This is a genomic window from Streptomyces sp. NPDC032721, assembly GCF_055579625.1.
Genome location: NZ_JBVIMX010000017.1, coordinates 32,109 through 52,564, shown reverse-complemented (window position 1 = coordinate 52,564; position 20,456 = coordinate 32,109). Strand labels below are relative to the sequence as shown.

The following is a 20,456-nucleotide window of genomic DNA, read 5'->3' as shown; positions in this document are numbered from 1 at the left end:
CGCCCAGGAATTGCGAGGCGGCGCAATGTGGACTGGCCACATTGCACCGCCTCGTCTCTGTACCTTTCGAACTCAGCCCGCAGTCGCGGTCGCCCCGCCGTGGCAGTCCCGGTACGCGTCGCCCGAGCCGCACCAGCACGCCGCCGATGCCGATGGGGGCCAGGCGACCGCTCGGCCGCGGGCGGCCAGGGTTGTGGCGTATTCGGCGAGGAGGGACGGGGAGTCCGGGGAAGTGCGTTCCGAGGCGGCGAAGGCTTCGTAGGAGGGGATGGAGCCCGTGACCACGCCCAGGTTCGGGGTGCCGGCTGCCGCCAGTTCGCGGAGGGAGGTTTCCACGGTGGCCAGGTGGGCGGTGTGGGAGGCGGGGTATTCGGCGGCGAGGGTGGGGTGGGTGGCGATCAGTTCGGCGTACTCGCCGGCCGGCCAGTGCAGGAGGGCTACCGGGAAGGGGCGGGAGAGAGCCGCGCGGTAGGAGCCCAATTCGGCCTGGAGGCGGGTGATTTCGGCTCGGAGTTCCGCGGGGTCCGAGGAGCCGAGGGCCCACAGGCGCTTCGGGTCGTGGAGTTCGTCCAGGGTGATCGGGCCCGGGTTGACCGTGTCCGCGAGGGCGTCCCAGCTGTCGTGCGCCTTGCCCAGCATGCGGCGTACCCGGTGCCTGCCCGTGAGGAGGGGGCGGGTGGCGTACGGGACCTCGTTGTCGGAGGGGTTCACGAGGAGCGTCAGGGAGGTGGTGTACGTGTCGTGGGCGAGGGTCAGCTCGTCGTGGTTCTCCAGGGCCTCCGCGATGACGGTCCAGGGCTGGGCGGTGCGCGGGGCGGCCGTCCGGATGCCGTCGATGATGGCGCGGGCCTCGGCCTCGTGGCCGTACTCCCAGAGGTTCGCGGCCTTGAGGGCCTTGATGAGGTGCGGGTCCTCGGGGGTGGTCGTGAGGAGCTGGTCGTAGAGGGTGGCCGCCCGGGCGCGGTCACCGGCCAGCTCCAGGTGGGCCGCTGCTTGGAGGAGGAGCGGCTCCTGGTCTTCCGGGTACTGCGCCGCGGTGCGCAGCAGACGCTCGGCTTCGGTCGTGTGGTCGGCGGGCGAAGGCGTGTCGGGGCGCATGGTGGACACCGTACTGCGGTACGGGGTGTGGGCGAGAGGGTGCGGAACCTTGGGGTGGGGAGTGGGTGGGGGCGTGGTCCCCGTCGTGGGCGGCGTCGAGGGTGTGGAGGGTGTCGGGCGGTGCATGGGGGGAGCGTTCCCCGGTGGGGTGGTGGTGGAACTTCGGGTGGGGGTCCGGGCGGGTGGGATGACCTGGATGACCTAAAGGGTGGCGCGGGGATGGTGAGTTGGCGGGGTTGCGCCTAGGGTGCGCGCCGTGTTGAGGCGGCGAAGTGGGAGTAGGGGTAGGGGTTGGTGGGGGCGGGGGTGGGTGCCCCGGCCTCGGTGGGGGTTTTGGCGGGCTTACGGGGGTGGGGACGCGCGGTATCGGCCGCCGGGGCGGGCCCGGCGGGGTGGGGTTGCCGGTGGGTTGTGGGTGGGGGCCGAGGTCGTCGTGACCTGTGGGGTGGTGCTCCTGCTGCTCGTGGTGCACCAGTTGTGGTGGACCAATCAGGAGGCGAAGGGCGGGGCGCGGGAGACCGTTCAGGCCTTGGTGAAGGAGTGGGACGTGACTCCTGCTGGGGTGGCTCCCGCCGGGACTCCTGAGGAGCCGGCCGTGGCGTCCGAGCCGAGTGGTGAGAGTGGTGTGGGGGCGTCGAGGAGTGCCGCGGGCGGGGCGGAGGGCCGGCGCAGTGGTGTGCGGGAGCGGAAGGTGGGGCCGCCGCGGTGGGATCAGGCGTACGCCGTCGTGCGGATCCCGAAGGTGGGGATCGTGGCGCCCGTGGCTCAAGGGGTGAGCAAGCGGGGGGTGTTGGACAAGGGGTACGTGGGCCACTACCCCGGGACCGCCCAGCCCGGCGGGGCCGGGAACTTCGCCGTCGCCGGGCACCGCAACACGCACGGGGAGCCGTTCCGCTACATCAATCGGCTCGGGGCGGGCGACGAGGTGGTGGTCGAGACCCGGGAGGCTGTTTACACGTATGTGGTGAGTGGGGGTGTGGCCCAGACCTCGGCACGGGACGTGGCCGTCATCGGGGACGTGCCGCGCAGTGACGTCAGGGCCGGTGCCGGGTACAGCGAGCCGGGGTACTACCTCACGCTCACCACCTGTACCCCTGAGTTCTCGTCGAAATATCGGCTGGTGGTGTGGGGGAAGTTGGCGCGGATGCGGCCGCGCTGAGGAGTCGGGGGCGGGGGTGCCGGGGGCTGGGGGCTAGGGTCTCGGGCGTGCCCAGTGATTCACTTGATACCCCAGATTCCGTTGGTGCGGTTGGTGGAGCTGGTTCCCCTGGTTCTCCCGGTACCCCTGGTTCCCGTCGGACTCATGTGTTGCGGCGGCGGCCTCAGTTGCTGTGGTTGCTGGTGCCCTATGTGTTGTATCTGGGCGTGCTGCCCGTGGTGAATCGGGTGCAGCCCGTGTTGTTCGGGTTGCCGTTTCTGTTCGTGTGGCTGCTCGGGGCGACCCTCCTCACGCCCGTTTGCGTGTGGCTGACCTGGCGGGGGGATCACCGGCGATGAGTTCCGCAGTGGTGGCTACGTCCATCTTCGGTGTCTTCATGGTGGGGACCGTCGGGCTCGGGCTGCTCGCCATGCGCGGGCGCGGGGGTGGCAGCGGCGGGCTGGCCGAGTGGTCCGTGGGCGGGCGGAGTCTGGGGGCCGTGTTCATCTGGGTGCTGATGGCGGGTGAGGGGTACACGAGTTTCAGCTATCTCGGCGCCGCCGGGTGGGGGTACAACTACGGGGCTCCCGTGCTGTACGTCGTCGCCTACATGTCGTGCGGTTATGCCGTGGGTTATGTGGTGGGGCCGATGTTGTGGGCTTATGCGCGGCGGCATTCGCTCGTCGGGATCACCGACATGGTGGCCCATCGGTACGGGAAGAAATGGCTCGGGGCGGTGGTTGCCGTTCTCGCTTCGGTTTTCCTGCTGCCTTATATCCAGTTGCAGATCACTGGTATGGGAGTGGTCGTCTCGACCATTTCGTACGGTGCCATCAGCCTCAATTGGGCCTATTTCATTGGGTTTGCCGTCACCGTGGGATTTGTGGTGGTGAGCGGGCTGCGCGGGAGTGCCTGGGTTTCGGTGCTGAAGGATGCTCTGGTTATTTTGACCCTGGGTTTCCTGGCGGTGTACGTGCCGTTGCACTACTTCGGGGGGTTCGAGCCGTTCCTCGACAAGGTCGTGGCCGAGAAGCAGGAGTGGCTGATGTTTCCCGGGCACGGGGACAGCGGGTTCGGGCAGGTCTGGTTCATTACGACTTCCTTCTTGAATTCGCTTACCGTGGTGATCTTTCCGACCACCGTGGCCGGATATCTCGGGGCCCGGTCCGCCGACGGGCTGCGCCGGAACGCGATGTGGCTGCCCGCGTACAACATCCTGCTGTTCATTCCGATGCTGCTCGGGATCGCCGCCCTCTTCGTCGTGCCCGGGCTCGTCGGGGCCGACTCCAACCTGGCGCTCTTCAAGCTGGTCGTCGACTCGCTGCCGGCCTGGGCGGTGGGCGTCATCGGGGTCGCCGCCGCGCTCTCGTCGATCGTGCCGATGGCGGTGTTCATGCTGGTCATCGGGACCATGTGGGGGCGCAGCGTGCTCGGGCTCGTGCCCAGGTGGCGGGGGCGGGAGAAGCTGGCCTCGCAGGTGGTCGTCGTCGTGGCGGGGGCGCTCGCGCTCGTGCTGACGTACACCGCGCCCAACACCCTCGTACGGCTGTCGCTCATCTCGTACGAGGGCATGGCCCAGCTCCTCCCCATGCTGCTGCTGGGGCTGCTGTGGCGGAAGCTCACCCTTGCCGGGGCACTCAGCGGGCTCGTGGTGGGGGTGGGGATGGTGTGTGCGCTGGTGTTCAGCGGGCACGATCCGGTGTGGGGAATGAACGCGGGAATTGTGGCGCTCGCAGTCAACCTCCTCGTCGCACTCACCGTCTCCTTCAGTGGGCCGCGTGAGCAGGACGAGCGGCCCGACGGGGAAGTGCTGGCCCGGGATCCGAGGGGAGACCTCCCGGAGGGCCCCCTGGCCAAGGACGGCGAGCTCGTGGCAGGCTGAGGGCAGTCGCGTTACGTCGCGACTGGTGGCATGGTGGAGGCTGTGCGTCGTGCGCTGCTGCGAAGTGGCAGCTGTGCGTCGTGCCGCGAAGTGGCACGAGTGGCGAGTGTGGGAGGAGGGGTGGGTGTGATCAGGACTGCCGGGCGGGCGCGTTATGCGCTGCTGATGTTCTTCCTGGTGGCCCAGGTCCTCTTCGACCTCGGTGGCTTCGGCTTCGCCGGTGCCGTCGCGCTTGCCGCCACCGCCACGGTCGGTGCCGCGCTCATCGCCTGCGCCGTCCTCTCCGGGCGCAGCGCGCCCGCCGTACCGAGGACGAGGGTACGGACCGCCATCCGCGACCGGGAACGGCGAACCGCCTTCCTCGCGCAGCGTGATCCCGATGCGGCGGGCAGGGCCCGGCCGCGAGCCCCGGGTCGGCTTTCGCCGACGGCCGCGTAGGGGTTCCAGCTTTTCTCTTTTCGAGCCCTTTCGTTTTTTGAGCCCTTTCGTGGGTCGTCATACCGATGTGTGTGTTTCTTCCTTCGGTGCGACGAGACCCCTGGAGGGCTCTTCCGTTATGTATTCCCTTTTCGCTTCCCTCGTGGAGGCGGTGGCCGGGCTCCTTGAGCCGGTTTTCGCCGCCTCGGCCACTGCCGCCGCCATTGTCGCCATCACCATGCTCGTACGCATCGCCCTCCATCCGCTGGCCCGGGCTGCCGTACGGGGTGAGAAGGCGCGGGCCAAGCTGGCTCCGCAACTGACCGCCGTACGGAAGAAGTACGCGAAGAATCCGGAGCGGATGCAGCGGGAGATCCTGGCGCTGCATTCCAAGGAGAAGACCTCGCCCTTCGCGGGAATGCTTCCCATGCTGGCTCAGTTGCCGGTCTTCTTCGTGATGTATCACGTGTTCTCGTCGGTGGAGGTGGGCGGCCGGGCGAACGAGCTGCTCGGGCACCGGCTTTTCGCGGCGCCGCTCGGGTCGCGGTGGGGCGACGCGCTTTCGGAGGGCGGGGTCTTCGGGGCGCAGGGGATTGTTTATGTGGGTCTTTTCGTAGTCATTGCGGCGGTGGCCACGTGGTCGTTCCGGCGGGCCAGGAAGAACGCGGCCACCGCTGAGATTCCGCAGCTGGTGGGGGCGGCGGGAGCGGCCGGCGCGCAGCCGCCCGGGGCCGGGCTGCTGAAGTGGCTGCCGCTGCTGTCCTTCGGGACGCTGATCACGGTGGCCGTGGTGCCGCTCGCGGCGGGGCTGTACGTGGCGACGACCACCGCCTGGACCGTGGCCGAGCGGGCCTGGCTACACCGGGAGCGGGCGGCGGTCGAGGTCCAGTCGGTGAACGCGGTCTTGCGCAGCAGCCGCTGACCTTGGAGGATCGAACAATTCTCCGGTGGCCGGGCCGCGCGACAGCGGCCCAGGTTGGGCGCGACCTTCGACCACGAGGAGACGACTATGAAGCTGCTGCGTGTGGGTCCTGTCGGGGCCGAGCGGCCTGCCCTGCTCGACGAGGACGGCGTGACGGTACGCGACCTCTCCGGGCTGGTCGGCGACATCGACGGAGCCCTGCTCGACGATGCGGCGACGCTGGAACGGATCCGGGAAGCGGCCCGCGTGGGCTCGCTGCCCGTCATCGACGCGGCCGGGCTGCGGATCGGGGCGCCGCTGGGGCGGATCGGGAAGATCGTCTGCGTCGGGCTGAACTACCACGACCACGCGGCCGAGACGGGCCAGGCGATTCCTGAGGAGCCGATTCTGTTCTTCAAGGCGCCGGACACGGTCGTCGGGCCGTACGACACCGTCCTGGTGCCCCGGGGGAGCGTGAAGACGGACTGGGAGGTCGAGCTCGCCGTCGTGGTGGGGCGGACGGCCAGGTACCTGGAGAGCGCGGAGGAAGGGCTCGGGTGCGTGGCCGGGTACGCCACTTCGCACGACGTGTCCGAGCGGGAGTGGCAGATCGAGCGGGGCGGGACCTGGGACAAGGGGAAGAACTGCGAGACGTTCAATCCGCTGGGGCCCTGGCTGGTGACGGCCGACGAGGTGGCGGACCCGCAGGCGTTGGGGGTGCGGCTGTGGGTGAACGGTGAGCTGAAGCAGGACGGGACCACTGCTGAGCAGATCTTCGGGGTGGGGGAGGTGGTGCGTTATGTGTCGCAGTTCATGACGCTCTATCCCGGGGATGTGATTAATACCGGGACGCCGGCGGGGGTGGCTATGGGGCAGGCGGAGCCCAAGCCGTATCTGAGGGCGGGGGATTTGGTGGAGGTTGAGGTGGAGGGGTTGGGGCGGCAGAGGCAGGAGTTGAAGGGGGCGTAGGGGGGTGGGGCTGGCCTGCGGCCGGGCTAGGGGGGGGCGGGGTCGCGCCTCCCCGCCCCTTTCCGCTGCGTTCAATTTGTAGTTGCCGCCGCGTGGGGCTCGAAGTGTTCGGCGGGGTTGCGCCTGCGGCGGGCAGATGCCCCTCCCCGCCCCTTCCCGCTGTGCTCGATTTGCGGCTGCCGCCGCGTGGCGCTCGAAGTGTTGTGCGGTGTCGCGCCTGCGGCGGGCAGGTGCCCCTCCCCGCCCCTTCCCTAAACCGCTCCGCGGGGCCAGGGGTTCGCACGCGCGGGTCGAGTGTGGTTGCTCGCGCAGTTCCCCGCGCCCCTGGGGGCGGGTCCGAGGGGGTTTGCCTGCGAGCCGTGGGGGGTTGCTCGTGCAGTTCCCCGCGCCCCCAGCGGAGTTCCCCGCGTCCCCCCAGCGATGCTCCCCGTCCCCCAGCGGAGTTCCCCCCGCCACCCGGCGATGCTCCCCCCGCGCCCCCAGCACCGGTGCGCGGGGAGCACCGCCCCGGTCACGTCCGCAGCGTGACCGTCGTGCCCGTCGTCGCGGATTGGCGGGCGGCTTCCAGGACCGCCAGCGTCGCTGCCGCCTGGAGCGCCGTGACCGGGGGTTCCTCGTTCTCGCGCAGCGCGTTCTCGATCGCCGCGTAGTACGCCGGGTAGTCGCCCGGGGCCGTCGGGACCGGTGTTCCGCCGCCCGTCAGGGGGGATTCGCCCGCGCCCAGGTGGCCCCACATCTCCTTGGGTTCCTCGCCCCACGGCTCGCCCCCGGTCGGGCGCTTGCCCTCGCGGAGTGCGGCCTCCTGGGGGTCCAGGCCGTACTTCACGTAGCCGGCGCGGGAGCCGAGCACCCGGAAGCGCGGGCCGAGCTGCGCCGTCGTCGCGCTGACGTACAGGTGCGAGCGCACGCCGTTCGTGTGGGTGAGGGCGATGAACGTGTCGTCGTCCGCCTGCGTACCCGGGCGGCGTACGTCCGCCTCCGCGTACACCTGTGCCGCCGGGCCGAAGAGGGTGAGCGCCTGGTCCACCACGTGGCTGCCCAGGTCGTAGAGGAGGCCGCCGATCTCCGCCGGGTCGCCGGACTCGCGCCAGCCGCCCTTCGGCTGCGGGCGCCACCGCTCGAAACGCGACTCGAAGCGCTGTACGTCGCCCAGCTCGCCCTCCTCCAGGAGCGTGCGGAGAGTGAGGAAGTCGTTGTCCCAGCGGCGGTTCTGGAAGACCGAGAGCAGCAGGCCCCGGTCGGCGGCGAGCGCCGCCAGCTCCCGGGCCTCCGCCGCCGTGGCGGCCAGGGGCTTGTCCACCACCACCGGAAGCCCCGCTTCCAGCGCGGCCTTCGCCAGGGCCACGTGCGTCTTGTTGGGGGAGGCGATCACGACCAGGTCCAGGTCGGCGGCCCGCTCCCACAGCTCCGTCGCCCCGGCGGCGAAACGTACCTCCGGGAACTCGGCCAGGGCCTGCGCCCTGCGCTCCTCGTTCGACGTGACGATCGTGTCCAGGGCCAGGCCCTCGGTGGCCGCGATCATCGGGGCGTGGAACACGGATCCGGCCAGGCCGTAGCCGATCAGGGCCACCCTCAGGGGTGCGGCGGAAGTGGTGCTCGGGGCAGCTGTGGGCGTCATGGTTTCCACTTAAACAATGCGGGGCGGCTTGCGCAAAAAGACACCGGTTCCCCCGCGTGCGAGCGGCCCATCCGAAATGACGGGAACTGGGCTGATGGAGGGGATTTCGTACGGTGTTCGGCCCTACGCCGTCGTGGCGCCGTCATCCCCCCGGGTCCGCGTGGCAGGGTCGCGGACCATGGCTCACGGGGAGGGTGCCGGGCCTGTTCGTGCTCTGTTCGTTCCCTGCGCTCCGGAGAGGCCCACCCATGCGACTGCGCCGTGCACTTGTGCTGGCAGTTACCGTCGCGGCCCTCGCGCCGGGGCCGGCTGTCGGGGCCGTCGTCGTCCCCCCGGAGTTTCCCGTCGCCGGGCGTGCGTCCAGCCAGGTGGCCGTCGCGCACCCTTCCCGGGAAGCTCCCGCCGATCAGCAGCAGCCCTCCTGCGGCGATCCGCACAGTCCCGACTTTCCGCTCGGCACCCGCGTCCACGGCGGGCCCCGCACCTACCAGCCCGGCGGCGACAGTGCCGAGTGGTACGTCGATCTCGCCAACGCCACCGCCGCCGCCTGCCACGACATCCACCCCGTGCTCGTCCTCGTCGACAGCGGGCGCAAGCTCCGGCCCGAGCACGTCCGGGCCGAGTACCAGGACGCCGGTACCGGTGTCTGGCACGCCGTCCCCTTCCTCCGTACCGACCAGGACGAGCTCATCGGCGTCTTCGGCGAAGGGCTGCCCGGGTTCACCGTCGGCGCGGACAGCACCCTGTCGGTGAAGGTCAGCCTCGGCTTCACCGAGGGCGCGCGGCGCAACACCGTCGTCGCCAACACTGCTGTCGTGCAGCGCAAGGGGCACGACGGGGAGTGGGTCGGCGAGTCCGGGGACTACCGGTTCGCCGTCGATCCCGACCTCGCCACCGGTGGAGGAGTGGACGGGTGGGGAGGGAGTGGCGACGGAAATGACGGAGGCGGCGACTACTCCGAGGGCGCCGGGAGTCGCGCCGAGCTCGCGCAGTCCGGTCCGGGGCCCCTGCTCGGACTTGGGGGCACCTCCTTCGTCCTCCTCCTCGGCGGCGGCGCCCTCGTGGTGGGTTCTCGACGGATGGGTACGGCGCCGAAGCGCTGACCGCGCGTGAACGGCGGCGCGGCACCGCCGTGTTCCGGACAGACCGGGCGCGGTGGCGGGCGCGAACCGCTCCGCGCCCGGCCCCCGCCCGCCGCCATCTGCGACGATCCCTTGCGTGGACTACCCGAACACGCACCACCAGGACCCCGGCGCGCCCGTCCGGTCCGGCATCCCGGAGCACGGACGCATCCCCAAGTACTACGCCGTGAAGGCCCATATCTCGGATCTCGTACGGGAGTTGGCGGAGGGGCAGCCGCTGCCCACCGAGCGCGACCTCGCCCTGCGCTACGAGGTCGCCAGGGACACCGTCCGCCAGGCCCTGCGCGAACTGCTCCTGGAGGGGCGGGTGCGGCGGCAGGGGCGGGGGACCGTCGCCGCCGGGCCCAAGCTGGAACAGCCCCTGGCGTTGGCCAGTTATACAGAAGGAGTACGCCGGCAGGGCAGGCGGCCGGGGCGCAACCTCATCGGTCTTGAGCGCTTCGCGTGCCCCGAGCGGCTCGCGCCCGAGATCGGGGTGGCGCCCGGCGACCCCGTCTGGCACCTGGAGCGGGTGCTGCTCGCCGACAACGAGCGGGTGGGTCTGGAGAGTTGCTACGTCGCCGTGGAGCGGGTGCCGCGCTTGGACGTCGAGTTCCGGCCGGACTCCTCCTTCTACGCGTACCTCCGCGAGGACTGCGGGATCGCGCTCGGGCGGGCCGGGGAGCGGATCGAGACCGTGCTCGCCACCCCGCGCGAGGCCCTGCTCATCGGGACGCCGCCCGCGCTGCCCATGCTGCTGATGCACCGGTGGTCGCGGGACATGGCGGGGCGGCCGCTGGAGCGGGTGCGGATGCTGTTCCGGGGGGACCGGTTCAGCTTTACGACGCAGCTGAATACGTAGCGCCGACACCCGGCGGGTCTACGTGCAGGCAGCGCGACCCGCGTTGGTAACGGGAACATAACGGGTCTGAGCCAGGCTTGGGTGGCTGTTCACCGTGCCGTTGCCGGGTGGATCCGGTTCGGCCATCCGCCCCCAGGAGCGTTGCCGTCGTGAGAGTCATAGTGGTGGGAGCCGGCGTGGTGGGAACCATGCACGCCTGGCACGCAGTGGAACGCGGCCACGAGGTCGTACAGATCGAGCGCGAGAGCGAGGCGCGCGGAGCGAGTCTGCGCAACTTCGGCCAGATCTGGGTCAGTGGCCGGGCCGGCGGCGAGGAGCTGGACACCGCGCTGCGGGCCCGCGAGCTGTGGGAGGGCATCGGCGCCCGGGTCCCCGAGCTTGGCTTCCGGGCCAACGGCTCGCTGACCCCGGTCCGTACCGAGCTCGAACTCGGCGTTGCTGAGGGTGTGTTGGGGCGGGATGACGCCGCAGCGCGCGGCTACAAGCTGCTGACCGCCGACGAGGCCAGGGGGATCAACCCCGCCCTGCGCGGCGACTTCCTCGGCGCGCTGTACTGCGAGCGGGACGCGGCCGTCGAGCCACGGACCGCGCAACTCGACCTGAAGAGTGTGTTGTTGGCGTCCGGGCGGTACACGTTCATCGGCGGGCGCGAGGTCCGCGAGGTGGTCGGTGAGGGTGCCGTACGCGACGACCACGGGGTCGTGCACCGCGCCGATCACGTCGTCCTGTGTACGGGGGCGTGGCTCGGCGGCCTCGTCCGCGAGCTGGCCGGGGACCTGCCGGTGCGGCGGGTGCGCCTCCAGATGATGCAGACCGAGCCGCTCGGCGAGACCCTCACCACCTCGGTGGCCGACGGCGACAGCTTCCGCTACTACCCGGCGTACGCGGGCGAGGCACTCGACGCGCTCAACGCGGGCCAGGACCAGACGCCCACCGCCGCCGCCCACAAGATGCAGCTCCTGATGGTGCAGCGGCGGGACGGCGGGCTGACCATCGGCGACACCCACGAGTACGAGCACCCGTTCCGCTTCGATGTGGAGGAGGAGCCGTACGAGCACGTCCAGGCCGTCGCGGAGAGTTTCCTGGGGCGTCCGCTTCCGAAGATCCGGCGGCGCTGGGCCGGGGTGTACGCCCAGTGCACCGACAAGAGCCGGGTGGTGCACCGCGAGCAGGTGCGCGCCGGCGTATGGCTGGTGACCGGGCCCGGCGGACGCGGGATGACCTGCTCGCCGGCCATCGCCGAGAAGACCGCGAACGAATTGGGCTGGTGAGCACGGACATGAGCAGCAACGCGAACACGAGCAGCGACACGGCCATGAACGGCGACACGGCCATGAACGGCGACACGGCCATGAACGGCGACACGGCCACGAGCAGCGACACGGCCATGAGCAGCGACACCAACCGCATCGGGCTCGTCGTCCTCGACATGGCCGGCACCACCGTCGCCGACGGCGGCCTCGTCGAGCAGGCCTTCGCCGCCGCCGCCGAACACCTCGGCGTGCGGCCCGGGTCCGCCGACTTCGACAGCAAGCTGGACTACGTCCGCAGGACCATGGGCGAGTCCAAGATCTCCGTCTTCCGGCACCTCTTCGGCGACGAGGAACTCGCCCGGCGCGCCAACACCGCCTTCGAGGAGGCGTACGGGGAGCTGGTCGACGGCGGCAGGATCGCCGAGATCCCGGGCGCCCGCGCCACCATCGAGAAGCTCACCGCCGACGGCCGCACCGTCGTCCTGACCACCGGTTTCGCCCGGGTCACCCAGGACGCCATCCTCGCCGCACTCGGCTGGCAGGACCTGGTCGGGCTCACCCTCTGCCCGGCGGACGCGGGCGGCCGGGGCCGCCCCTACCCGGACATGGTGCTCGCCGCGTTCCTGCGCACCGGCGCGGTCGCGGGCGTGAGGGACGTCGCGGTGCTCGGCGACACCTCGTACGACATGCTCAGCGGCGTACGCGCCGGGGCCTCTCTGGTCGGCGGGGTGCTGACCGGCGCCCACGGGCGGGCCGACCTGCTCGCGCACGGCGCCACCCACGTACTGGAGTCGGTGTCCGAACTGCCGTCGCTCTTCGGAGAGTTGGGCCGATGAGCAGCGGCATACGCTTCGACGGCGTCACCGTCACCTACGGTAAGAACACCGTCCTGGACTCGCTCGACCTGACCGTCGAGCCCGGCGAGGTCATGGCCCTCCTCGGCCCCTCCGGATCCGGCAAGACCACAGCCCTGCGCGCGGTCGCGGGCTTCGTCCAGCCGGCCGCCGGGCGGGTGTTCATCGGCGACCGCGACATCACCGCACTGCCGCCGCACCGGCGCGGCATCGGCATGGTCGTCCAGCAGTACGCCCTCTTCCCGCACCTCAGGGTCGAGGACAACGTCGCCTTCGGGCTGAAGGCGCAGAAGGTGCCCAAGGCCGAGATCCCCGGCCGGGTCACCGAAGCCCTGGAGATGACCGGGATGGCGTCCTACGCGGCCCGGTACCCCCGCGAACTCTCCGGCGGCCAGCAGCAGCGCGTCGCCATCGCCCGCGCCCTGGCCATCCGCCCGAACGTCCTGCTCCTCGACGAGCCGCTGTCCGCCCTCGACGCCCAGCTCCGCTCCGGCATGCTCGCCGAACTGGCGCGCCTGCACCGCGAGTTGCCGGACGTCTCCATCCTGTACGTCACCCACGACCAGGTCGAGGCGCTCACCCTCGCCGACCGCATCGCCGTCATGGACAAGGCCCGCCTCCAGGACTGCGGCACCCCGCAGGACCTCTACCGCAGGCCGCGCACCGAGTTCACCGCGTCCTTCGTCGGCAATGCCAACCTCCTTCCCGTGAAGGTCGGTTCGGGCTCGGTCACCCTGCGCTCGACCGTACTCAAGGTGAACACCGACGGCGTCGCACCGGGCGCGTCCGCCACCCTGTGCGTCCGCCCGCACCTCGTGGGCATCGGCGAGGACGGACCCAATGCGCTGCGCGGGGAGATCTCCGAGGTCCAGTGGCGCGGCTCGACCCACCGGCTGTACGTCGACGTGGCGGGCCACCGCGTCAAGGCCGACGTACGGGAACTGCGCGAGACGCCCGCACTGGGCAGCGAGGTCACCCTGCACTTCGCACCCGAGGACGCGGTGCTGCTGGGGGCGGACGTCGGCGGCTCCCCGGCCGCCAAGGTCCCGGCGGGAGCCCTCGATGGCTAGCGCCACGCTGAGTCCGCCGCTCGCCCAGCCTGGCGCCAAGTCGCCGCGCGGGGTGCCCCGTTGGGTGTGGGCGCTGCCGCCCGTCGCCGTCCTCGGGCTGGTCTTCCTCTACCCGCTCGCGCTCGTGGTGCAGCAGTCTTTCACCACCGACGCCGGGGTGGTCTCCACCGAGCCGTACGCCGATGTCTTCGCCTCGGAGGCCTTCCGCGAGGCGCTCACCACGACCGTGCTGCTCGCGGTCGGTGCCACCGTCGGCTGTCTGGCCCTCGGCTTGCTGCTCGCCCTGATCATCGCCTTCGTGCCCTTCCCCGGCGGGAAGGCGGTCGCCAAGTTCATCGACGTCTTCCTCTCCTTCCCCTCCTTCCTCATCACCCTCGCGCTGCTGTTCATCTACGGCACGGTCGGCATGGCGAACGGGGTGTGGACCGGCGTCACCGGGGCGGCCGAGGGGCCCTTCCACTTCCTCACCACCCCCTGGGGCGTACTGCTCGCGGAGATCACGTACTTCACGCCCTTCGTGATGCGTCCGCTGCTCGCCGCGTTCTCCCAACTGGACACCGCACAGCTGGAAGTGGCGTCCTCGCTGGGTGCCAGGACCGGCCGGATCGTACGGCAGGTGATCCTGCCCGAGTCGCTGCCCGCACTCGCCGCAGGCGGCTCCCTCGTCCTGGTCATGTGCCTCAACGAGTTCGGCATCGTGCTCTTCACCGGCGCCAAGGGCGTCACCACGCTGCCGATGCTCGTCTACAGCAAGGCGATCCTGGAGTCGGACTACACCGCCGCCTGCGTGGTCGCCGTCGTCAACGTCCTGATCTCCGTGGGGCTCTACAGCCTCTACCGGGTGGTGAGCCGTCGTGTTGGTGCATAGCCGCACCGGGAAGTGGGCCACCTGGGCGCTCTTCCTGATCCTCTTCCTGCCGCTCTTCGCGCTGCCGATGCTGGTCATCGTCGCCGCGTCGTTCTCCACCCACTGGTCGGGCGCCTTCCCGTCGGGTGCGACCGCCGAGAACTACGGGGCCGCCGTACGGGGCGAATCGCTCCAGGCACTGACCACCAGCCTGGTGACGGCGGTCGCCGCCAGCGTGCTGGCCCTGTTCTTCGGCAGCTGGGCGGCGCTCGCCGCGGCGGCGCTGAAGAAGCGGGGCAGGCGGGTGCTCGACGCCCTGTTCATGCTTCCGGTCGCCGTGCCCTCGGTGGTCGTCGGCCTGGCCGTCCTGGTCGCCTTCTCCCAGCCGCCGTTCCTCCTCAACGGCACCCGCTGGATCGTCATCCTGGCGCACACCATTCTTGTCACCGCGTTCGCCTACCAGTCGGTCTCGGCCGCGATCGTACGACTCGACCCGATGTACGAGCAGGCCGCGGCCTCGCTGGGCGCCAGGCCCGCGTACGTACTGCTGCGGGTGAAGCTTCCCCTGCTCCTGCCGTCCCTGAACGCGGCGGCCGGTCTCTGCTTCGCCCTGTCCATGGGCGAGCTGAGCGCCACGATGATGCTCTACCCGCCGGACTGGATGCCGCTCCCGGTGCAGATCTTCACCGCCACCGACCGAGGGTCCCTCTTCACCGGATCGGCCGTCGCGGTGGTCCTCATGGGCACCACCCTGCTGGTCCTCCTCGCGGTCTCCCGCATCCGCACCAAAGCCACCTACCGCTGACCTCTCCCCAGGAGACACGAATCGCCATGCGCAACCGCCACCTGCTCAAGCCGATCGCCGCCGTCACCGGCAGCCTCGCCCTCGTCGCCACCCTCTCCGCCTGCGGCGGCTCCTCGGCCGCCTCCTCCGACGAGAAGACCGTCACCGTCTACAGCGCCGACGGCCTCAAGGGCGAGAAGGGCGACGGCTGGTACGACAAGGTCTTCAAGGACTTCGAGAAGAAGACCGGCATCAAGGTCAAGTACGTGGAGGGCGGGTCCGGCGAGATGGTGCAGCGCGCCGTCCGCGAGAAGTCCAACACCCAGGCCGACGTCATCGTCACGCTGCCCCCCTTCATCCAGCAGGCCGGATCCAAGGGGCTGCTCCAGAAGTACGAGCCGGCCGGCTCCGACAAGGTCAACGGCGCGGACAAGGCCGCCGACGGCACCTGGACCTCGGTCGTCAACAACTACTTCGGCTTCATCAAGAACAAGAAGGAACTCCCCGGCGACACCCCCAAGACCTGGGAGGACCTCCTGGACGCCAAGTACAAGGGCAAGCTCCAGTACTCCACCCCGGGTGTCGCGGGCGACGGCACGGCGGTCGTCATCAAGGCCATGCACGACTTCGGCGGCAAAGAGCCCGCCATGGCCTACCTGAAGAAGCTCCAGGCCAACAACGTCGGCCCGTCCTCCTCCACCTCCAAGCTGGCCCCCAAGGTCGACAAGGGCGAGATCCTGGTGGCCAACGGCGACGTACAGATGAACTTCGCCCAGTCCAAGTCCGCCCCCAACCTGGACATCTGGTTCCCCGCCAAGTCCGGCGGAAAGCCCACCACCTTCGCCCTCCCGTACGCGGCCGGCCTGGTCAACAAGGCCCCGCACACCGAGAACGGCAAGAAGCTCCTCGACTTCATGCTCACCGAGGGCGCCCAGAAGGACGTCAGCCCGGTCGGCGGCGGCTTCCCCGCCCGCACGGACATCAAACCGACCGACGCCAACGCCATCGAGCTGATGAAGGTCATCGACGGCGTCGAGATCTTCGAACCGGACTGGGCGGACATCGACAAGAACCTGAAGGACTACGTGGACGCCTGGAAGACGGCCACGGGCAGCTGAGAGCCGGTGGGGGCGGTGACGGGGGAGGGGGGAGGCGGAGGCGGCGGCATCGGCCGGACATGAGTCGAACCGCCCCTCCTCCAAGCAGGCCGACCGGCTGGCGGCGTGGGGGCCATCGCACGCCAGCGGCTGCGGCGAGTGGATTCTGGTTCCCAACTGGCCTGTCTTCAGGGTGTTGTGGGGGTGCGGCGGCCCCCGGAAGTTCGCGGTGTGAAGCCGGGTGGACTTCTGTCGGTAACCATTCGGCCAAGGTTGGCTGCGAGGGTCTGGACCAGTCGTCGATATCACGTCAAGGTAACGGGTCTGGTCCCAGACTTCTGGGTTCGGCACCTCGTTGGTCCCGCACATCCCGTTCTGCCTCGATCTCAACAGCCCGTTCCCGTTGGAGGATCGCCATGCCCCGAGGTATGTCACGCCGTACCGTGCTCGCAGGAACAGCCACCGCCGCCGCGGCCGTCGCCGTGGCGGGAGGTGTGTCGACGGGGGCCGCCCAGGCGGCTCAGGTGCCGCTCGCCGTGCCGGGGCTGCCCGACGGCACCAGCAGAAACAAGGTGCTCTTCGTCGGCATGGACGGGCTGCGGCACGACCGGATCCACGCGGCGAAGGCCCCCGTCTTCAAGTCGCTGATGGCGCGGGGCACGTTCGCGACGAGCCTGCTGTACGCCCCGCCGACCGCGCAGACCTCATCGGGGCCCGGCTGGTCCACCGTGTCCACCGGCGTCTGGCCGGACAAGCACGGAGTGGTCGACAACAGCTTCAAGGGGAAGGCCTACGACAGGTACCCCGGCCTCCTGGCCCGGTTGCGGCAGGTCAGGCCCGAGCTGTCGACCTTCGCGGCCGTCGACTGGATGCCGCTGGACGCCCAGGGCACCGTCACCGCGGGGGCAAGTGCCAAGATCGCGCTCGACGGGGACGCCGACGGGTACGTGCAGCACGACGCGACCATCGCCGCCGCCACCGAGAGCATCCTGCGCGACCAGAACCCGGACGTCTGTTTCGTCTACTTCGGTCAGAGCGACATCGTCGGGCACAACTCGGGTGCCATGAGCCCGAAGTACCTGGAGCAGATCGAGGTGATGGACGGGTACGTGGGCCGGATGATCGCCGCGATCAAGGGGCGCAGGACGTACGGCCGCGAGCGCTGGACGGTCATCCTGACCACCGACCACGGGCACGCGGACGCGGGCGGCCACGGCGGGTCCTCCATCGAGGAGCGGCGGGTCTTCACCCTGGCCCAGGGGCCGGGCATCCCGGTGGGGAAGAAGCCGGTCAACGCGCGGCACGTGGACGGCGTCGCCACCGTCTTCCACGCGCTGGGCATCACCCCGGACCCCGCGTGGGGCCTGGACGGACGGCCCCTCCAGCGGCCCTTCGCGGACGGGTTCGACGCCTCGTACCCGCTGCTGAGGCCCGCCGTCGACGAGAGCGGCGTACCGCAGGAGGTGCTCGGCTTCACGCACACCCCGGCGGGCGGCTGGAGCATCGACAACACGCGGATGCCGGCCAGTGGGGGAGTCGAGGAGTGGCGTGGGTGGTCGCTGACCACCGACGAGTTCTGGACGCGGGCGGAGCGCGGTCAGGAGCGGGAGGCGTTCACCCGGGGGCGCGGGGTGATCGCGGTCGCCGACCCCGACGAGTGGGACGACAAGGGCAGCCCGTCCAAGGAGTACGAGTTCGACTCGACGCTGGTCTCGCCCGCGTACCGGGTTGCCCGCAAGTCGTCCGCCACGCTGACGTACTTCAGCCACTACCGTCAGGACGGCACTCAGCGCGGCGACGTACTGGTGTCCTTCGACGGAGCCGCCGACCAGCTGGTCAAGAGCTACGCGGCCGACGCCAGGAACGCGGCCGAGAAGCTCACCGTCGCGGTGCCGGACGGGGCCCGCACGGTCCGGGTCAAGTTCCGGCTGCGGGATGCCCGCAACAGCTGGTACTGGGCCGTGGACGACGTGCACGTCGGCTGATGTCCCGTCCGTGATCCCCCTTCCCCCCACGTTCCACACGTCTGCTCTTACAGGAGATTGACATGGCATCAGGCATTTCCCGGCGCGCCGCGATCCTCGGCGCGGCCGCCGCCGTCGCCGCCGTCGCCGGCCCCCTCGCCCCGGTCGCGCAGGCCGCCGCCGCACCCCGCGCGGCGAAGACCCCCAAGGTGCTCGTCATCGGGCTCGACGGAGCGATGATCCGCCGGATCAAGGACGCCGACGCGCCGAACCTGGACGCACTGATGGCGTCCGGCGTCACCGCGCCCAGCAGCATCTACACCAACCCGATGGCGCCGACCTCCTCCGGGCCCGGCTGGTCCACCCTCATCACGGGTGTCTGGCCGGACAAGCACAAGGTGGTCAACAACGAGTTCACCGGGCACAACCTCGCCCAGTACCCGGACTTCATGACCCGTATCGAGGCCGCGAAGCCCGCCCTGAAGACGTACGCGGTGGCCTCCTGGAACCCGGTCACCGAGATCATCTTCTCCGCCAAGGTCGACGAGCGGGTCTCGACACCGGGCGCCGAGTACGACGCCGGGACGACCTCCCGGGCGGTGGCCAGAGTCAAGACGGACGTCGACGCCGTCTTCGTCCACCTCGACAACGTCGACCACGCCGGACACGAGCACGGCAACGCCAGCCAGCAGTACCTGGACGCGCTGCACGCGGCCGACACCCAGGTCGGCCAGATCGTCGCGGCCGTCAAGTCCCGTGCGTCGTATGGGAACGAGGACTGGCTCATCATGATCACCGCCGATCACGGACACACCGCCGCGGGCGGCCACGGCGGCGACAGCTGGGACGAGCGGCAGACCTTCATGATCGCGAGCGGGGCCGGGCTGCCCGCCGGGACGACACGGTACGACGTGAAGATGCCCGACATCGCGGTCTCCGCGCTCCACCACCTGGGTGTCGCCGTCGACCCCGCCTGGGGCCTGGACGGACGCGCCGTGCAGAAGCACGTGCCCGACACCTTCGACTCGCTGCGCGGCAAGCTCCAGAAGGCGGTCGACGAGGGCGGGGTGGGGGCGGAGGTGCTCGGCTTCACGCACACGCCGCCGGCCGGCTGGAAGATCGACAACTCCAGGATGGGCACCGGCGGGGTCACCGAGTGGCGCGGCTGGTCCTTCACCACGGACGAGTTCTGGACCAAGGCCGAGAAGAGCCAGCGGCGCGAGCTGAACATCCGGGCGCGTGACGTCTTCGCGGTCGCCGACGGCGACGAGTGGACCGACAAGTCGTTCACCGGGACGTTCGACTCGACGCTGATCAGCCCGCCCTTCGCGGTACCGGCGGGCGGCGCGGCCACCCTCACCTACACCACGTACTACCGGCAGGAGGCGCCCCAGAAGGGCGAGGTGCTGGTGTCGTACGGGGGCGGGGCGCCGACCGTCGTGAAGACGTACACGGCCGACACCTCCTCCCGGGTGGAGAGCCTCCGGCTCAAGGTCCCGGCGGGGGCGACCACCGTCCAGGTGCACTTCCGGTACACCGGCGGCAACAACTGGTACTGGACCGTCGACGGGGTCTCGATCAGCGCAGGCTGACGGGGCGGGCAATTGACTAGTCTGGGGGCGTGCACAAGGTCGTGCGCGCCCCCTTAGCTCGTTTTGATCGCGTACGAGGAGTTCCGTCAGATGGCAGAGCGCAAGCCGATCGAATCCTGGCTCACCGACATGGACGGCGTCCTCATCCACGAGGGCGTTCCGATCCCCGGCGCCGACGCCTTCATCAGGAAGCTCCGGGACACCGGCAAGCCTTTCCTGGTACTGACCAACAACTCCATCTACACCGCCCGTGACCTGCACGCGCGGCTCGCGCGGATGGGTCTGGACGTGCCGGTCGAGAACATCTGGACCTCCGCGCTGGCCACCGCCCAGTTCCTGGACGACCAGCGGCCCGGCGGCACCGCGTACGTCATCGGCGAGGCCGGTCTGACGACCGCGCTGCACGACATCGGGTACGTCCTCACCGACCACCAGCCGGACTACGTGGTGCTCGGCGAGACCCGTACGTACAGCTTCGAGGCCCTCACCAAGGCGATCCGGCTGATCAACGGCGGCGCCCGCTTCATCTGCACCAACCCCGACGAGACGGGCCCCTCGGCGGAGGGCCCGCTGCCCGCGACCGGCGCGGTGGCCGCACTGATCACCAAGGCGACCGGCAAGGACCCGTACTTCGCGGGCAAGCCGAACCCGCTGATGATGCGGACCGGGCTGAACGCCATCGGCGCGCACTCCGAGTCCAGCGCGATGATCGGCGACCGGATGGACACCGACGTGCTGGCGGGCCTGGAGGCGGGGATGGAGACGTTCCTGGTGCTCACCGGGCTGACCGGCAAGGACGACATCGACCGGTACCCGTTCCGGCCCTCGTCGGTGGTGGACTCCATCGCGGACCTGGTCGAGCGGATCTAGCGGATCCAGCCAAGAGCGACGCGGGGGGGCGGAACAGGGTGTGGTCCCCCGCCCCCCCCCCCCCCCCACAAAAAAAAAAAACCCTCCCGCGCCATTACAAGGATCTTTCGGCGCGGAAC

Annotated in this window: 19 protein-coding genes; 17 read left to right on the top strand and 2 right to left on the bottom strand. The window is 70.3% G+C overall.

Going from position 1 to position 20,456, the window contains the following annotated elements; all coding sequences use genetic code 11:
- Positions 1–72 precede the first annotated feature (72 nt).
- A complete protein-coding gene (locus tag ACZ5PB_RS30925) occupies positions 73–1,098 on the bottom strand; it encodes an SEC-C metal-binding domain-containing protein (RefSeq protein WP_468695695.1) in 1,026 nt (341 codons plus the stop codon).
- Between the two features lie 415 nt (positions 1,099–1,513).
- Between ACZ5PB_RS30925 and ACZ5PB_RS30920 the strand changes: the two genes are divergently transcribed.
- The 6 genes from ACZ5PB_RS30920 (at position 1,514) to ACZ5PB_RS30895 (ending at position 6,405) form a co-directional block, all read left to right on the top strand.
- Positions 1,514–2,257: a class E sortase gene (locus ACZ5PB_RS30920; protein WP_468695694.1), complete on the top strand. Its 744-nt coding sequence runs from the start codon at positions 1,514–1,516 to the stop codon at positions 2,255–2,257.
- The gene (locus ACZ5PB_RS30915) at positions 2,224–2,595 is read left to right on the top strand and encodes a DUF3311 domain-containing protein (protein WP_468695693.1); all 372 of its coding nucleotides are present in this window, start codon (positions 2,224–2,226) and stop codon (positions 2,593–2,595) included. The genes ACZ5PB_RS30920 and ACZ5PB_RS30915 overlap by 34 nt, the downstream gene beginning before the upstream one ends.
- Entirely contained in the window at positions 2,592–4,118 is a 1,527-nt protein-coding gene (locus ACZ5PB_RS30910) for a sodium:solute symporter family protein (RefSeq protein ID WP_468695691.1), read from the top strand. Before ACZ5PB_RS30915 ends, ACZ5PB_RS30910 begins: the two co-directional genes overlap by 4 nt.
- Positions 4,119–4,283: 165 nt before the next feature.
- Entirely contained in the window at positions 4,284–4,556 is a 273-nt protein-coding gene (locus ACZ5PB_RS30905; RefSeq protein ID WP_468695876.1) for a DUF6412 domain-containing protein, read from the top strand.
- Between the two features lie 118 nt (positions 4,557–4,674).
- Positions 4,675–5,457 carry a YidC/Oxa1 family membrane protein insertase gene (locus ACZ5PB_RS30900; RefSeq protein ID WP_468695690.1) on the top strand — a complete coding sequence of 261 codons (783 nt, stop codon included), beginning with the start codon at positions 4,675–4,677 and terminating at the stop codon, positions 5,455–5,457.
- 87 nt (positions 5,458–5,544) lie between these two features.
- The gene (locus tag ACZ5PB_RS30895) at positions 5,545–6,405 is read left to right on the top strand and encodes a fumarylacetoacetate hydrolase family protein (RefSeq protein WP_468695689.1); all 861 of its coding nucleotides are present in this window, start codon (positions 5,545–5,547) and stop codon (positions 6,403–6,405) included.
- Positions 6,406–6,916: 511 nt separating this feature from the next.
- Here the strand turns inward: ACZ5PB_RS30895 and ACZ5PB_RS30890 are convergent.
- On the bottom strand, positions 6,917–8,023 hold the full coding sequence (locus ACZ5PB_RS30890) for a Gfo/Idh/MocA family oxidoreductase (RefSeq protein ID WP_468695688.1): 1,107 nt from the start codon (positions 8,021–8,023) through the stop codon (positions 6,917–6,919).
- Between the two features lie 248 nt (positions 8,024–8,271).
- Here ACZ5PB_RS30890 and ACZ5PB_RS30885 point away from each other — a divergent pair, with 248 nt between their 5' ends.
- From ACZ5PB_RS30885 to ACZ5PB_RS30835, 11 genes are all read left to right on the top strand, one after another.
- Positions 8,272–9,126, top strand: a complete 855-nt coding sequence (locus ACZ5PB_RS30885; RefSeq protein ID WP_468695687.1) for a hypothetical protein — start codon at positions 8,272–8,274, stop codon at positions 9,124–9,126.
- A 115-nt stretch (positions 9,127–9,241) separates the two neighbouring features.
- The gene (locus tag ACZ5PB_RS30880) at positions 9,242–10,006 is read left to right on the top strand and encodes a GntR family transcriptional regulator (protein WP_468695686.1); all 765 of its coding nucleotides are present in this window, start codon (positions 9,242–9,244) and stop codon (positions 10,004–10,006) included.
- Between the two features lie 149 nt (positions 10,007–10,155).
- A complete protein-coding gene (locus ACZ5PB_RS30875) occupies positions 10,156–11,277 on the top strand; it encodes a TIGR03364 family FAD-dependent oxidoreductase (RefSeq protein ID WP_468695685.1) in 1,122 nt (373 codons plus the stop codon).
- 116 nt (positions 11,278–11,393) lie between these two features.
- Complete coding sequence (locus tag ACZ5PB_RS30870; protein WP_468695875.1) at positions 11,394–12,095, top strand: phosphonatase-like hydrolase; 702 nt, start codon at positions 11,394–11,396, stop codon at positions 12,093–12,095.
- Positions 12,092–13,183 carry an ABC transporter ATP-binding protein gene (locus tag ACZ5PB_RS30865; RefSeq protein ID WP_468695684.1) on the top strand — a complete coding sequence of 364 codons (1,092 nt, stop codon included), beginning with the start codon at positions 12,092–12,094 and terminating at the stop codon, positions 13,181–13,183. The genes ACZ5PB_RS30870 and ACZ5PB_RS30865 overlap by 4 nt, the downstream gene beginning before the upstream one ends.
- Positions 13,176–14,051 carry a 2-aminoethylphosphonate ABC transporter permease subunit gene (locus tag ACZ5PB_RS30860; RefSeq protein ID WP_468695683.1) on the top strand — a complete coding sequence of 292 codons (876 nt, stop codon included), beginning with the start codon at positions 13,176–13,178 and terminating at the stop codon, positions 14,049–14,051. Before ACZ5PB_RS30865 ends, ACZ5PB_RS30860 begins: the two co-directional genes overlap by 8 nt.
- Positions 14,038–14,835 carry an ABC transporter permease gene (locus ACZ5PB_RS30855; protein WP_468695682.1) on the top strand — a complete coding sequence of 266 codons (798 nt, stop codon included), beginning with the start codon at positions 14,038–14,040 and terminating at the stop codon, positions 14,833–14,835. Before ACZ5PB_RS30860 ends, ACZ5PB_RS30855 begins: the two co-directional genes overlap by 14 nt.
- Positions 14,836–14,861: 26 nt before the next feature.
- On the top strand, positions 14,862–15,932 hold the full coding sequence (locus tag ACZ5PB_RS30850; protein WP_468695680.1) for a 2-aminoethylphosphonate ABC transporter substrate-binding protein: 1,071 nt from the start codon (positions 14,862–14,864) through the stop codon (positions 15,930–15,932).
- A 395-nt stretch (positions 15,933–16,327) separates the two neighbouring features.
- Positions 16,328–17,896, top strand: a complete 1,569-nt coding sequence (locus ACZ5PB_RS30845) for an alkaline phosphatase family protein (protein WP_468695679.1) — start codon at positions 16,328–16,330, stop codon at positions 17,894–17,896.
- Positions 17,897–17,958: 62 nt separating this feature from the next.
- Complete coding sequence (locus ACZ5PB_RS30840) at positions 17,959–19,467, top strand: alkaline phosphatase family protein (RefSeq protein ID WP_468695677.1); 1,509 nt, start codon at positions 17,959–17,961, stop codon at positions 19,465–19,467.
- Between the two features lie 90 nt (positions 19,468–19,557).
- A complete protein-coding gene (locus ACZ5PB_RS30835; protein WP_384356582.1) occupies positions 19,558–20,337 on the top strand; it encodes an HAD-IIA family hydrolase in 780 nt (259 codons plus the stop codon).
- The last annotated feature ends 119 nt before the right edge of the window (positions 20,338–20,456 follow it).

Excerpts from the sequence above, each read along its gene's own strand:
- ACZ5PB_RS30850 (WP_468695680.1), top strand. The coding sequence starts at position 14,862 with ATGCGCAACCGCCACCTGCTCAAGCCGATCGCCGCCGTCACCGGCAGC.
- ACZ5PB_RS30895 (WP_468695689.1), top strand. The coding sequence starts at position 5,545 with ATGAAGCTGCTGCGTGTGGGTCCTGTCGGGGCCGAGCGGCCTGCCCTG.
- ACZ5PB_RS30860 (WP_468695683.1), top strand. The coding sequence starts at position 13,176 with ATGGCTAGCGCCACGCTGAGTCCGCCGCTCGCCCAGCCTGGCGCCAAG.
- ACZ5PB_RS30870 (WP_468695875.1), top strand. The coding sequence starts at position 11,394 with ATGAGCAGCGACACCAACCGCATCGGGCTCGTCGTCCTCGACATGGCC.
- ACZ5PB_RS30845 (WP_468695679.1), top strand. The coding sequence starts at position 16,328 with ATGCCCCGAGGTATGTCACGCCGTACCGTGCTCGCAGGAACAGCCACC.
- ACZ5PB_RS30840 (WP_468695677.1), top strand. The coding sequence starts at position 17,959 with ATGGCATCAGGCATTTCCCGGCGCGCCGCGATCCTCGGCGCGGCCGCC.
- ACZ5PB_RS30925 (WP_468695695.1), bottom strand. The coding sequence starts at position 1,098 with ATGCGCCCCGACACGCCTTCGCCCGCCGACCACACGACCGAAGCCGAG.
- ACZ5PB_RS30905 (WP_468695876.1), top strand. The coding sequence starts at position 4,284 with ATGTTCTTCCTGGTGGCCCAGGTCCTCTTCGACCTCGGTGGCTTCGGC.
- ACZ5PB_RS30885 (WP_468695687.1), top strand. The coding sequence starts at position 8,272 with ATGCGACTGCGCCGTGCACTTGTGCTGGCAGTTACCGTCGCGGCCCTC.
- ACZ5PB_RS30900 (WP_468695690.1), top strand. The coding sequence starts at position 4,675 with ATGTATTCCCTTTTCGCTTCCCTCGTGGAGGCGGTGGCCGGGCTCCTT.
- ACZ5PB_RS30910 (WP_468695691.1), top strand. The coding sequence starts at position 2,592 with ATGAGTTCCGCAGTGGTGGCTACGTCCATCTTCGGTGTCTTCATGGTG.
- ACZ5PB_RS30890 (WP_468695688.1), bottom strand. The coding sequence starts at position 8,023 with ATGACGCCCACAGCTGCCCCGAGCACCACTTCCGCCGCACCCCTGAGG.
- ACZ5PB_RS30835 (WP_384356582.1), top strand. The coding sequence starts at position 19,558 with ATGGCAGAGCGCAAGCCGATCGAATCCTGGCTCACCGACATGGACGGC.
- ACZ5PB_RS30865 (WP_468695684.1), top strand. The coding sequence starts at position 12,092 with ATGAGCAGCGGCATACGCTTCGACGGCGTCACCGTCACCTACGGTAAG.